At 28.5% G+C, this 14062-nt stretch carries 12 protein-coding genes; 10 read left to right on the top strand and 2 right to left on the bottom strand.

Annotated elements, in window-relative coordinates; genetic code table 11:
* Positions 1-164: 164 nt before the first annotated feature.
* A complete protein-coding gene (ctlX, locus tag E6771_RS05130) occupies positions 165-1085 on the top strand; it encodes a citrulline utilization hydrolase CtlX (RefSeq protein WP_316090069.1) in 921 nt (306 codons plus the stop codon).
* 56 nt (positions 1086-1141) lie between these two features.
* On the opposite strand, the gene E6771_RS05125 is transcribed toward ctlX, so the two are convergent.
* On the bottom strand, positions 1142-1570 hold the full coding sequence (locus tag E6771_RS05125) for a hypothetical protein (protein WP_316090068.1): 429 nt from the start codon (positions 1568-1570) through the stop codon (positions 1142-1144).
* Positions 1571-1824: 254 nt separating this feature from the next.
* Here E6771_RS05125 and hrcA point away from each other — a divergent pair, with 254 nt between their 5' ends.
* From hrcA to E6771_RS05080, 9 genes are all read left to right on the top strand, one after another.
* Entirely contained in the window at positions 1825-2844 is a 1020-nt protein-coding gene (gene hrcA, locus E6771_RS05120; RefSeq protein ID WP_316090067.1) for a heat-inducible transcriptional repressor HrcA, read from the top strand.
* Positions 2834-3457 (top strand): nucleotide exchange factor GrpE, encoded by a 624-nt coding sequence (gene grpE, locus E6771_RS05115; protein WP_316090066.1) that lies wholly within the window; start codon positions 2834-2836, stop codon positions 3455-3457. The genes hrcA and grpE overlap by 11 nt, the downstream gene beginning before the upstream one ends.
* Before the next feature lie 71 nt (positions 3458-3528).
* Complete coding sequence (gene dnaK, locus E6771_RS05110) at positions 3529-5352, top strand: molecular chaperone DnaK (protein ID WP_316090065.1); 1824 nt, start codon at positions 3529-3531, stop codon at positions 5350-5352.
* Positions 5353-5467: 115 nt separating this feature from the next.
* Positions 5468-5935, top strand: a complete 468-nt coding sequence (locus E6771_RS05105; RefSeq protein ID WP_316090064.1) for a methylated-DNA--[protein]-cysteine S-methyltransferase — start codon at positions 5468-5470, stop codon at positions 5933-5935.
* Positions 5936-5937: 2 nt separating this feature from the next.
* Positions 5938-6810, top strand: a complete 873-nt coding sequence (locus E6771_RS05100; RefSeq protein ID WP_316090063.1) for an aldose 1-epimerase family protein — start codon at positions 5938-5940, stop codon at positions 6808-6810.
* Between the two features lie 77 nt (positions 6811-6887).
* Positions 6888-8060 (top strand): molecular chaperone DnaJ, encoded by a 1173-nt coding sequence (gene dnaJ / locus E6771_RS05095; protein ID WP_316090062.1) that lies wholly within the window; start codon positions 6888-6890, stop codon positions 8058-8060.
* Positions 8061-8159: 99 nt separating this feature from the next.
* Positions 8160-8429 carry a preprotein translocase subunit YajC gene (gene yajC / locus E6771_RS05090; RefSeq protein WP_316090061.1) on the top strand — a complete coding sequence of 90 codons (270 nt, stop codon included), beginning with the start codon at positions 8160-8162 and terminating at the stop codon, positions 8427-8429.
* Between the two features lie 91 nt (positions 8430-8520).
* Positions 8521-9510, top strand: coding sequence for an N-acetylmuramoyl-L-alanine amidase (locus E6771_RS05085; RefSeq protein ID WP_316090060.1), 990 nt, complete (start codon positions 8521-8523; stop codon positions 9508-9510).
* A 16-nt stretch (positions 9511-9526) separates the two neighbouring features.
* Positions 9527-10051 (top strand): GerMN domain-containing protein, encoded by a 525-nt coding sequence (locus tag E6771_RS05080; RefSeq protein WP_316090059.1) that lies wholly within the window; start codon positions 9527-9529, stop codon positions 10049-10051.
* Positions 10052-10120: 69 nt separating this feature from the next.
* On the opposite strand, the gene E6771_RS05075 is transcribed toward E6771_RS05080, so the two are convergent.
* Positions 10121-13927, bottom strand: coding sequence for an EAL domain-containing protein (locus E6771_RS05075; RefSeq protein WP_316090058.1), 3807 nt, complete (start codon positions 13925-13927; stop codon positions 10121-10123).
* Positions 13928-14062 lie beyond the last annotated feature (135 nt).

The following is a 14062-nucleotide window of genomic DNA, read 5'->3' as shown; positions in this document are numbered from 1 at the left end:
AAAAAACTAATAAAATTTTGAAATATTGAAAATTTTAGAAATTTATTTTAGTTTATGAACATCTTTCTTTTTTTATTGAAATAATAAAGTGGAAATAATTATAGAAACAGTGTTAAAATTTATCTGCATAGGTATAAAATTTATTATATAAGGAGGATAAAAAATTGAAAAATTTTTTAACAAATAGGGTTTTAATGGTTAGACCAGCAGCATTTACCTATAACTGTGAAACAGCTAAAGATAACCTTTATCAAAAAAATGATTATAAAGATGATAAAGAACTTCAAAAAAAAGCAGTGATTGAATTTGATGCTTTAGCAGAAAAATTGAGAGAAAAAACTATAGAAGTATTAGTTATACAAGATACTAAGGAGCCTCATACACCTGACAGTATTTTTCCTAATAACTGGTTTAGTACACATAAAAATGGAACATTGATACTATATCCTATGTATGCAGAAAATAGGAGACTAGAAAGGACTTCTAAAGTTTTAGACTTTGTAAAAGATAAAGAGGCATTAAAAATAATAGATCTTACTGAAAATGAAAAAACAGGGAGAATACTTGAAGGAACTGGGAGTATGTGTCTGGATAGAAAAAATAAAATTGCATATGCAAGTTTATCAAAAAGAACAAATGAGGAGCTTTTTAAAGAATTTTGTGAAATTATGGATTATAAACCTGTAAGTTTTTCTGGAAAACAGACTGTAGATGGAAAAAAAGTTCCTATATATCATACTAATGTTTTGATGACTATTGGAGAAGAATATGTCCTTATATTCTTAGATTCAATAGAAGATGAAAAGGAAAAAGTAAGAGTAAGAAAATCTATATTGGATTCTGGAAAAGAACTTATAGAGATAACAGAAGAACAGACAAATCATTTTTTAGGAAATGCTCTTGAACTTAGAAAAAAAGATGGAAATAAAATATTGGTAATGTCTAAGTCAGCTAATGATATTTTAAGAGAGGATCAAAGGAAAATAATAGAAAAATCAGCAGAAATAGTTTATTCAGATATTCCTACAATTGAAAGATATGGTGGAGGTTCTGTTAGGTGTATGCTGGCAGAATTTTTTCTATAATATATATATAAAAAAACTGTCCTATATTTTCAGGGCAGTTTTTTTTATTAGTTCAATTATTTATTAACCACATAAACAGGTTTTGAACTGAATATAAGTATTAGACTTCCTATAATATAGATAATAAATAAAGGAACACCTAGATATGTCATTAAAATAAGAAGAAAAATATGGATTACAGCTGCTAAAGTTCCAAAGATAATATTAGTTTTTATATAAGATGAAATAAGGATTCCAATAGTTATTATTCCTCCTAGCACTAATAACACAATTCCATTCAGTGTATCTCCATTGGCTTTTGCAGCCTCTTGATACCATATCATTCCAATGAATAAACAGATTGCAGCAACAAATATACCTCCAGCAGTACCTTTTGAAAATAGTGGTACTTGAAACTTTTCTATACATTTTTGATTTAAAATACCAACAGCAGCTATTATTCCAATAATGACTGCAATAACTCCTAAAATTTTTAATACTAACATTTGTCCTCCCTTAGATGTAAGCCTTTTGTAATAAAGATTATACTATTTAATTTTATATTTTTCAATTATTAAAATTGTTTAAAAATATATGTATGATCAGTTTTCAGAAAATTGTATTAATTTTAGAGGGAGAGAAACAATGAAAAAATAAAAAAAAATCAAAAAAGTATTGACAAATATATAAAATTGATGTATCTTTTTAATTGAGAATTAGCACTCGACTTTGATGAGTGCTAACAAAAAGGTGATGAAAGATGTCTATTTCAGAAAGAGAAAAGTTAGTATTAAACGCAATAGTAAATTATTATTTGACTTTTGGAGATACTATTGGTTCAAGAACTTTGGTAAAAAAATATGGGATTGACCTTTCGTCAGCAACTATCAGAAATGTAATGGCTGATTTGGAGGATATGGGATATATATCAAAAACCCATACATCTTCTGGAAGGATTCCTACAGACAAAGGATACAAATATTATCTTGATGAACTGCTGAAAGTTGAAAAACTTACAAAAGAGGAAAAGAATAACATAGAACTTGAGTATGAACATAGAGTTAATGAACTTGATCTGCTCTTACAGAAAACTTCTTCTCTTCTTTCAAAGATGACTACTTATGCAGGTATAGCGATAGAACCAAGTACTATGGTAGAAAGAATAAAAAGAATTGAATTGATACATATAGATGAATTCTTGGTTTTAGCTGTGATAGTTATGGAAAACAGAGCTGTAAAAACAAAAAAGATAATCCTTAACCAGTCTATTTCTAAAGAAGAACTTGAAGTGATATCAAAAGAGTTGAATAAAAAAGTAGCAGACTATGAAATAAATTTAGGAAATATTGAAAAATTTATTTTAGGAAAAAAATTATTAACAGATGGTATAGAACAGTATGAAGATGATAGTAAACTGTTTATAAACAATGTTCCAAGTATTTTTAAAGATAAAAATGTTAATGAGGTATCAGAAGTCTTAGAACTTTTCCATCATAGAAAAGATATGAAACTTTTGTTTGAACAACTTGTAAAAAACAGGGATAGTTCCTATGGAAAAGTGAATGTAGTATTTGGAGAAGAATTAGGAATAAAAGGATTAGAAGACTATAGCTTCGTATATTCATTATATAAGGCTGGAGCTTCTCAAGGAATACTTGGAGTAATAGGTCCCAAAAGAATGGCATATTCAAAAACTATGGGACTGATAAAGTATGTAACTCAGGAAGTAAATAAAATGTTAAATAAAACAGAACGAAAGGATGAAATAAATGGTAAATGACAAAGAAAAAGAACTGGAAAAAGAATTAGATAAAGAAATGAAAAAGGAAGTTGAAACTTTTGAAGAAAATATAATAGAAGAAGAAAAAAAAGAATGTGGATGTAAAGGTCATGATGAAGAAAAAGGATCTTGCTGTTGTGAAAAAGAAGAAAAAAATACTGAAGAAGAAATTGGAAAACTAAAAGCAGAAGTTGAGGACTGGAAGCAAGCTTATCTCAGAAAACAGGCTGATTTTCAAAATTTTACAAAAAGAAAAGAAAAAGAAATGGAAGAATTGAGAAAATTTGCTTCTGAAAAAATAGTTACAAAGCTGTTAGATGGAGTAGATAATTTAGAGAGGGCCATATCAGCATCAGAAGCAACAAAAGATTTTGATGGACTTGTAAAAGGTGTAGATATGATACTTGGACAGTTAAAAGGTATCATGGAAACTGAAGGTGTAGAACCAATAAAAGTAGAAGGAAAATATAACCCATTGTATCATCATGCTGTAATGGTAGAAGATAATCCTGAATTTGAAGATGATACTATTATCCTTGAACTTCAAAAAGGTTATACAATGAAGGGAAAAGTGATAAGACCAGCAATGGTAAAAGTATCTAAAAGAGGTTAATAAGAACTTTAATATAATTTATAATAAAAAATAGTTTTAAATATAGAAGATATTTTAGGAGGTATTTAATAATGAGTAAAATAATAGGAATCGACTTAGGAACAACAAACTCTTGTGTAGCAATAATGGAGGGAGGAAGTGTTACAATAATTCCTAACTCTGAAGGAGCAAGAACAACACCATCAGTTGTAAACATTAAAGAGAATGGAGAAATTATAGTTGGAGAAATTGCAAAAAGACAGGCAATAACTAATCCACTATCAACTGTAAGTTCAATCAAAACTCATATGGGTTCTGATTATAAGGTAGAAATATTTGGAAAAAAATATACTCCACAGGAAATTTCAGCTATGACACTTAAAAAATTAAAAAAAGATGCTGAAGCTTATTTAGGAGAACCTGTAACTGAAGCAGTTATTACTGTACCAGCTTACTTTACTGACTCACAAAGACAGGCAACAAAAGATGCTGGAGTTATTGCAGGATTAGATGTAAAAAGAATAATCAATGAACCAACAGCAGCAGCACTTGCTTATGGACTTGAAAAGAAAAAAGAAGAAAAAGTTCTAGTATTTGACCTAGGAGGAGGTACATTTGATGTATCTGTATTAGAAATAGCTGATGGAGTTATTGAAGTTATATCAACAGCAGGAAATAACCATTTAGGAGGAGATGACTTTGATAATGAAGTTATTAAATGGCTAACAACTGAATTTAAAAAAGAAACTGGAATTGACCTTTCAAATGATAAAATGGCATACCAAAGACTTAAAGATGCAGCTGAAAAAGCTAAAAAAGAACTTTCTACAATGATGGAAACTTCTATATCTTTACCATTCATTACTATGGATGCTACAGGACCTAAACATTTAGAAATGAAATTAACAAGAGCAAAATTTAATGATTTAACTAAAAGCTTAGTAGAAGCAACTCAAGGACCTACAAAAACTGCTTTAAGTGATGCAGGATTGAATCCATCAGAAATTAATGAAGTATTATTAGTAGGAGGATCTACAAGAATACCAGCAGTTCAGGAATGGGTAGAATCATTCTTTGGAAAAAAACCTAATAAAGGAATTAATCCAGATGAAGTTGTTGCAGCAGGAGCAGCTATTCAAGGTGGAGTACTAATGGGAGATGTTAAAGACGTTCTGTTGCTAGATGTAACTCCATTATCATTAGGAATAGAAACTTTAGGTGGAATATTTACTAAAATGATTGAAAAAAATACTACTATTCCAGTTAAAAAATCACAGGTTTATTCAACAGCTGTAGATAATCAACCAGCAGTAACAATCAATGTATTGCAAGGTGAAAGAGCAAAAGCTTCAGATAACCATAAACTAGGAGAATTTAATCTTGAAGGAATTCCTGCAGCTCCAAGAGGTGTACCTCAAATTGAAGTAACATTTGATATAGATGCTAATGGAATTGTTCATGTATCAGCTAAGGATTTAGGAACTGGAAAAGAAAATACAGTAACTATTTCTGGATCTACTAATTTATCTAAAGAAGATATTGACAGAATGACTAAAGAAGCTGAAGCTAACGAAGCTGAAGACAAAAAATTCAAAGAATTAGTAGAAGCTAGAAATAAGGCGGATATGCTTATTGCTTCAACTGAAAAATCTCTGAAAGAATATGGAGATAAAGCTACTGAACAAGAGAAGAAAGATATTGAAACAGCAATAGAAGAACTTAAAAAAGTAAAAGATGGAGAAGATAAAGAAGAAATAGAAAAAGCTATGGAAAATTTATCACAAGTAGCTCACAAATTTGCTGAAGAAATCTACAAAGAAGCACAAGCTAAAGCACAGGCTGAACAAGGAGCAGGAGCTCAAGGTGGAGAAAAGAAAGCTGATGATGATGTAGCAGACGCTGAAGTTGTTGACTAATAATTAATTGAATAAATTCCTGAAAAGGAAAACCAATAGAGGGAATAGGGTACTTTACTCTATTCCCTTTCTGGTGATTGAAGTTAATCATTTTTAATAGAATTAAGGAGGAAAAATGAGGGGAAGAGGATACTTGGAGATAGAAGGCTTAGGTTTGCTTGAAGTATGTGAAGAAAAAGATGGTATCAGTAATATTAATTTTGTAGATATCAAATTAGAAGAAATATACTCAAAAGAAGTAGAAAAATGTATAGAGCAGCTGAAAGAATATTTTGACAAAAAAAGAAAAATATTTGATATAAAACTTGATATAAGCCAAGGAACTGAATTTCAGCAGGAAGCTTGGAAAACTTTATTAGATATTCCGTATGGAGAGACAAGAAGTTATCAAGAACAGGCAGTATCTGTAAAAAATCCAAAAGCTGTCAGAGCTATCGGCGGAGCTAATCACAATAATCCTATTCCAATCATAATTCCTTGTCATAGAGTCATAGGTAAAAATGGAAAGCTAACAGGATATGGAGGGGGTATTTTCAGAAAAGAATATCTATTAGACCTGGAAGAAGCTGATTATAGGAGATAAAAATGGAGTATAGTTTAAGAAATAATTTGATGGAAATAAGAATAGAGAGCTTAGGTGCAGAACTTGTAGGAATGAAAGACTTAATAACAGATATGGAGTATATATGGCAGAAAGATCCTAAATACTGGGCAAAAAGTTCTCCAATATTATTTCCTTTTGTTGGAGCTTTGAAAGATAGCAGATATTTTTATGAAGGAAAAGAGTACAATCTTAGTTTGAAACATGGCTTTGCAAGAGACTGTGAATTTCAGATGAGTGGTCAAGGAGACAACTATTTGGAATTTCTTTTGACTTCAAATGACAAAACAAAAAAAGTGTATCCTTTTGATTTTAAACTTTATGTAAAATATATAATAAAAGATAAAAACTTAAGAATAGAATATAAAATAGAAAATACAGGAGGAAAGGAAATGTATTTTTCATTAGGAGCACATCCAGCATTTAATATTCCTATAGGTAAGGAAATAGAATTTTCAGATTACTATTTGGAGTTTGAAAAAGAAGAAACTGGAGAAGTAAATACTTTTAATGGAACATTGATATCTTCTCAGAAGAAAATAAAAGCTTTTGAAGGAAAAATACTTAATTTGGATAGAAATACTTTTGCAAATGATGCCCTTATCATAGAAAATCCAAATTCAAATGTTGTTTATTTAAAAAACAGAAAAAACAGTAGAGGAATAAAACTTGTATATAAAGGGTTCAAATATATAGCATTTTGGAATAAACCAGGTGCAGAATACATATGTCTGGAGCCTTGGAATGGAATATCAGATTTTGATAATGCTTCAGGAGACCTTAAAGAAAAAATAGGAATAGAAAAAATTAAAAAAGCTGAAGTATATCATAGGGCATTAGATATAACTATTTTATAATTTATATAAAAATATATCATGTTATATTGAAAATTGTGATATAATACTTTAGGTATAGAAATGGAGGAAAATATTAAATGGCAAAAAGAGATTATTATGAAGTATTAGGAGTAGCAAAAGATGCTTCTGAAGCTGATATTAAGAAAGCATACAGAAAAGCTGCCATGAAATATCATCCTGATAAATTCAGCAATGCTAAAGAAAAAGAGAAAAAAGATGCTGAAGAAAAATTCAAAGAGGTAAATGAAGCATATCAGGTGATATCAGATAAGGAAAAAAGAGCTCAATATGATAGATTTGGGCATGCAGCTTTTGAACAGGGTGGACCAGGAGCTGGAGGCTTTAGTGGAGGATTCAGCAGTGAAGGATTCGAAGATATATTCAGTTCATTCTTTGGAGGAGGCTCTGGCGGATTCGGAGGATTCAGTGGCTTTGGCGGAGGAAGTTCTAGAAGAAATTATGTAGAACCAGGAGCAGATTTGAGGTATCAGGTAGAGATCACTCTTGAAGAAGCTGCAAAAGGTGTTGAAAAAACAATAAAATATAAAAGAAATGGAAAATGTGGTACTTGTAATGGAAGCGGAGCTGAACCAGGAAGTGCAATGAAAAAATGTCCTAAGTGTGGAGGTTCTGGAAGAATAAAAACAGTTCAAAGAACTATACTTGGAAATTTTGAAAGCTATGTAGAATGTGATGAATGTCATGGTAAGGGAGAAATACCTGAAAAGAAATGTAAAACTTGTCATGGAACTGGTGTTGTAAAGGAAACTGTAGAAAAGAAAATAAAAATACCAGCAGGAATAGATGATGGACAAAAACTTAGATTAGATGGAATGGGAGAAGCTAGTGAAACTGGTGGACCTAATGGAGATCTTTATGTAATAATAAGAGTAAAAGAACATGACCTGTTCCAAAGAAGAGGAGATGATATACTTTGTGAGGTGCCTATTACTTTCACAGTGGCTGCTCTTGGAGGAGAAGTGGAAATTCCTACTCTGAATGGTAAGAAAAATATAAAAATACCTGCAGGAACACAAACTGGAAAACTTTTTAAATTAAGAGGAGAAGGAATAAAATCTCTTAGAAGTTCAATGGTTGGTGATCAATTAGTACAGGTAGTGGTAGAGACACCTACTGATCTTAATGATAAACAAAAAGGATTATTAAAAGCTTTTGATGACAGCTTGAAAGATAAGAACTATAAAAAAAATAAAACCTTAAAAGATAAGATAAAAGCTTTTTTTAAATAGAATGTTGAAAAAAGCTATATAAATCATAGAAAAAATTGAAAAAAAGCTTGTGATATGTTATACTTTTAACAAAGCTTTTCTAAATGAGGGGGATTAACAATGGAACAATTATTAGGTAAATATGGTGGTATGGCACTAACTTTTGTAGTATGGATAGCTGTATTCTACTTCTTATTAATATTACCAAACAAGAAAAAACAAAAGAAACAAAAAGAAATGATGGAGTCACTAAAAGAAGGATCAGAAGTAGTTACTGTTGGTGGAATAAAAGGTACAATAGTTTCTGTAAGTGAAGATTATGTTGAATTAAGAGTTGATAAAGGTGTAAAAGTAACTTTTACTAAAGGGGCTATTTCTAGAGTATTATAGTAATTGAAATAAAACGACAATGAACATTGTCGTTTTTTCTTTAATAAAGCGGGGACATGAGATGAAGAGGATACTTACAATTTTTTTATTTTTGTTTTTAACAGTACTTTCCTTTGCTGGAACTATCAGATCAGTAAAATTAAATGGTGCTGTTCTTACTATGGATTTTTCAGGATCACAAAAACCAAAATATACAATGAATTATGATGAATACAACAAGTTGATTTTTTTAGAATTTCCAGATAGTACTCTTACTGGAAAAATAGATAGTAAAAAGTTTACAGGAAAATATATAGAAAGTATTGAAGTTGTAGATTATAGTGGATCAGTTGGATTTTTTATTAAACTGAGAAAAAATATCAGCTATAATGGTGGAGTTACTTCAAAGGGAAATGATTTTGTTCTTACTTTCAATGATAAATCTCAGAAAAAACAATTTACTATAGCTATAGATGCTGGACATGGAGGAAAAGATCCAGGAGCAATTGGATTTAAGAAATACTATGAAAAAACGGTAACATTAGCAGTAAGTAAGTATTTAAGAGATGAATTAAAGAAAGATTTCAATATTGTTATGACTAGGGATACAGATGTCTTTGTAAGTTTATCACAACGTCCAAAAATAGCTAATAAAGCAAAAGCAAATATGTTTATCAGTATACATGCCAATGCTGCAGTATCAAGTAAAATGAATGGAGTGGAAGTCTTTTATTTTTCTAAAAAATCTTCACCATATGCTGAAAGAATAGCTTCATTTGAAAACAGTTTTGGAGATAAATATGGAGAAAATAGTAGTGATATAGCTCAAATAATGGGAGAACTTGCATATAAGAAAAATCAGGAAAGTTCTATTGGATTTGCGAGAAAAACAAATAATGCCTTAGCAGAAGCAATAGGATTGAAAAATAGGGGAATACATGGAGCTAACTTTGCTGTATTGAGGGGATTTAATGGACCAAGTGTTTTGGTAGAAGTAGGCTTTATAAGTAATAAGAGTGATCTTCAAAAAATAACAAATCCAGCATATCAAAAGAAGATGGCAAAAGAGATAGCAGAAATGGTAAGAGGATATTTTTATTAATCAATGAGGTGAAACAGTGAGTAAAAAATGGTTAGGAGCATTAATAGGAATATGGATAGTTGCTGTAGTATGTGGAATAACATATTTTAATATTGTAAAAGATAAAGGAATAAAAACAGTTGATGCTGATGGAGTAAATAGAGAAGAAAAAGCTAAAGAAAAAGTAATAATATATATTCCAGGAACGGATAATGGAGGACTTGTTAAAAAAGATGAAAATATAGAAGAAAGTCAAAGTAAAAGAGATAAATCTGCTAAAGTTGTAGCTAAAGTTATTGAAGTTCTTCAAAATGAAGGTTTTCTTGAAAATAAAGATATCACTATTTTGAATTTATACTTTAGTGGTGATACAGCATATGTTGATCTGAGTCCTCAAGGGAAAGAAATGGACGATAACAGTCGTAAAAATCTTTTAAATATCTATTCAATAGTAAACAGTTTAACAGAACTTGGAAATGTCAGCAAGGTAAAAATATTAATAAATGGAAAAGATGGAAGTAAAAATTTGAGTAAATTTTATAACAGAAATATAAGTATATAACTTAATAAAAAAGAGAGTAACTTGTTTTATTTTCCAAGTTATTCTCTTTTTTGTTTTTTAAGTTTTAAATTAAAAATATTTTTTTTCAAATTCTTTTATAGAAATAGGTCTGCTATATAGATAACCTTGAGCATAGTCACATTTTAAAGTTGTGAGAAGAGTATTAAGTTCTTCTGTTTCTACTCCTTCTCCAACTGTTTTTACATTCATTTCTTTACACATATTAATGACACTTTTAACAATTATTTGCTTTTCTGGACTTATTTGGAGTTTTTCAATAAGACTTTTATCTAATTTTAAAGTATCAAATTCCAATGTAGTAAATAGACTGATATTGCTGTATTTACTTCCAAAATCATCAAGTGAAACTAAGAAATTAGCATTTTTTATATCTTTATTTATATTTGAAATTATTTTTGTATCTATTTCTCCAATTGTTTCAGTTATTTCTATCTCTATGAGATTACTTGTAACATTATATTTTGACATTATTATTTTTAATGTTTTAACAAATTCAGATTCAAGAAGTGTATTTCTTGAAAAATTTAAAGATATTGGAACCAATTTTTTCTTTTCATGTTTCCACTTTTGCAAAAGTTTACAGACTTCTTCAAATACAAAAAAATCTATATATCTAATGAGTCGTTCTTTTTCAAGGAAAGGAATAAACTTAATAGGAGGTATAATATTTCCAGTAGGATCAATATACCTAACAAGAGCTTCAGCTCCAGATAGTTTTTTTGTTTTAAGATTTATTTTAGGTTGTAAAAATACATGATATTCATTGTTTTTTATTTCAGCTAATAATTTTTGGAGCAGTATAGGACGGTAATGCTTGTTTAAAAAAATAGTATTTTGATAATATTTTTGTTTATTAATATACATTAATTCCTCAGCATTTTTGTGAAGAATATCAAAATCTATTTCATTGTCAGCCCAAGAATAGCCTATAGAAACTCCATCATTTTCAAAAGCTGAAAATTCAAGTTTAATGTTATCAATATTTCTTTGAAAAGTTTCATTATCCATGTTTTCACAAACAATAAGAAATTCATCACCACTAAGTCTGAACAATTTCTCATTTGAAAAATATTTTTTAAACACATTGGCAGTTTTTATGATTATTTCATCACCATAATGAGGATCATATTTTTCATTGAGTTGTTTTAATCCATTGATATCAGAGGTTATTATTCCTAAAGAAATACAATTATGAAAATTTTTATTCCATTTATATTCTACAAAATTTTTATGATTAGCTAATCCTGTAAGCATATCATGATGGTCTAAAAAAGAGAATTCATTTTTTAATATCTCATCCTTTATTTTACTTTCTATTACATAACTGACCAGTTCAAAAAATCCCATATTTATAAATGAAGTATCAATATTATCAAGGACCAAATATAAAGAATGTTGATGACAGGTTTCGATAGCCACTGAAAAATATGATGAAATATTAAGTTTAGTAAAATTTAAATAATTAATAATATCATCATTTTTAAGTGACTCAATATCATTTATTTTTACAATTTTTCTATTTTCGTGAAGTACTTCCCAGTCAGATCCCTTTCTTATTTTTAAATCATTCCAATGTTCTTTATTAGACATTTTTTCAAAATGACAGTACTCAGAAGTACAGATATATTGGTGAAGAACTTCATCATATTTTATAATGGAAACATGGTCAGCACCATAATACTTTCCAAGAATATTAATTATATACTGAAATAGAGTATTATCCATAGGAGAATTTTCAGCTATTCTTTTAAAATCAACTAAAATATTTTCAAGATTATTTATTTTTGTTTCTCTTTTCATAGTAAGGATATCAGTTATTTCTCCAGTTTTTAATTTTAGAGGTAAAATTGGAGGAGAATTATAAGAATATTTTGAATCTTTATAAGTTTCTATATGCTTACTATAAATGATGGCTTCATAACAGCAAGTCACAGAATTCCTAATAATTTTTATATTAAGAAGAGTCAAAGTTATTTCATCTTTTGATTTAAGAGTTCTAAACTTAAGGGAATATTCGTTTTTACCTTTTTTTACATTTTCCATTATATTTTCTCTTGAAAAGTTTTGCTTTACATTTTCTTTATCTTCTGAATGTACTAGAGTAACCATTTTTTCAAAAAAATATGTATAAGGATACTCTAAATCTTTATCAAAATATTTTTGCCATGTACCAGATATATCACTGACATTATTTTGAGAAAGATTAATATAAGCATATCCCATAACAACTCCAATCAAAGCTTTTTTTAAAGTTATTTGAAAAAGCTTTAAAAGCTGAAATTCTTGATGCTCAGTTATATCTTCAACAATTCCAATAACTTTTCTGCTTGGGTTATTATTAATAACAATATTATTAAGAGTTATTTTGCTCCATCTATAATTTTGATTTTTTAATCTTGTTTTGATTGTACAACAACTTTTTATTTTTCCATTATGGATATCTTCATAAATTTCACGATATTTTTCAACATGTTCTGGAAAAATTTCCCCATTTTCTATACGACTTTCAGGAACATTATAAATAATTCTTGGACTTTTATTTTCAAATGGAAGTGTTAAATGTGTTAGAGTTTTTGAATCTAAGTCATATTCAAAAATAATATTTTTAGTACAATTCATGGCAAGTTTAAGCTTTTCTTGATTGAATTTAAGTTCATTCTCTATTATTTTACGATCAGTAATATCAATAACAATGGAATTGATAACATATTCATTTTCTTCTTTAACAAAAACTCCTTTTGTTAAGAGGTGTCTAATTTCTCCATTTTTTGTTATTATTCTTTTTTCATATTCAAAATTTTTAAGACTATTTTTAAGAGCATTTTTTAATATTGCATTTATTTTTGGAATCTCTTCTGGAAGAGTAGCAGCAATAAGTTTATTACCAAGCATTACTTTCATTTCTTCTGGAGAATATCCATGGATTTTATAAAAACCATCATTACCATAAATGATTGTGAGATCTTCATCAAATTTTAACTTATATACTCCACCAGGAATATTATTAGTGATAGTCTTTATATTTTTTTGTAAGCAGACTTTTTCTGTAATATCAAGACATATGCTCACTATAACAGGACCATTTTCTGTTTGTACCAAACGACCTCTGTCCAGTACCCAGATATAAGAGCCATTACTTTTTTTCATACGATATTCAACTTCATACTCATCTTTATCTCTTACTGAAGAATCAACAATTTTACAGACATATTCTCTATCTTCAGGATGAATTCCATTTATGACATATCCATTTATATCTTTTATAAATTCCTCTTGAGACTTATACTCTAATTTATCTAAAAGATGTTTATTTATGAAATAAAGAGGAAAATTCTCTCTATAGTATCCTCCTATCATTCCACCAGGAATAGAGGAATTTAAAAGGTCAAAAGCAGTATGTTTGGCATTGAGATGAATATCACCAATTTCTCTATCAAAATTAAAAAAATTTGATCTTTCTGTTGGAATAGAAGTACATATTTTAGAAAATTTATATTTATTATTGGTTTCTTTTATAACTATACTCATTCTAACATTTATAGGGCTGGAATTAGACTCAGAATACAGTTTTTTTAAAGTAATTATAGAGATAAGTAAAAAAAGATTTTCAATAACAGTAAAGACTTCCAAATATTTAAAATCTATTTCATAAGGCGAAGGGTCATTTTTTAATTCTTCTGTTATCATAACTTTTGTTTCCTCAAAGTTATAAATAATATCTGTTTCAGATATTTCAAAAGAAAAAATATTGTTATCTAAAAAGGATAAAGTTTTTTTTGCATCTCTTTCATTAAAATAGGCTTTATTAAATTCTTTAAAAATTTTTTTTAATTCTTCATGTTTATTGATGCACATAATTCCCCCTAAAAAACATTGATTTAAGTGACGATTTTACTTATCCACTATAATTTTACTATATATTCTGATTAAAAACAACTAAAGATTTGTTAAAATGCAAGAAATTATAGTTTTTATTAAAAAAATTTTGAA

Origin of the sequence: Fusobacterium sp., assembly GCF_032477075.1 — a bacterium.
Classification (GTDB): Bacteria; Fusobacteriota; Fusobacteriia; order Fusobacteriales; family Fusobacteriaceae; genus Fusobacterium_A.
The sequence above is the reverse complement of the archived record's forward strand: the minus strand, read 5'-3'. Positions and strand labels throughout refer to the sequence as shown.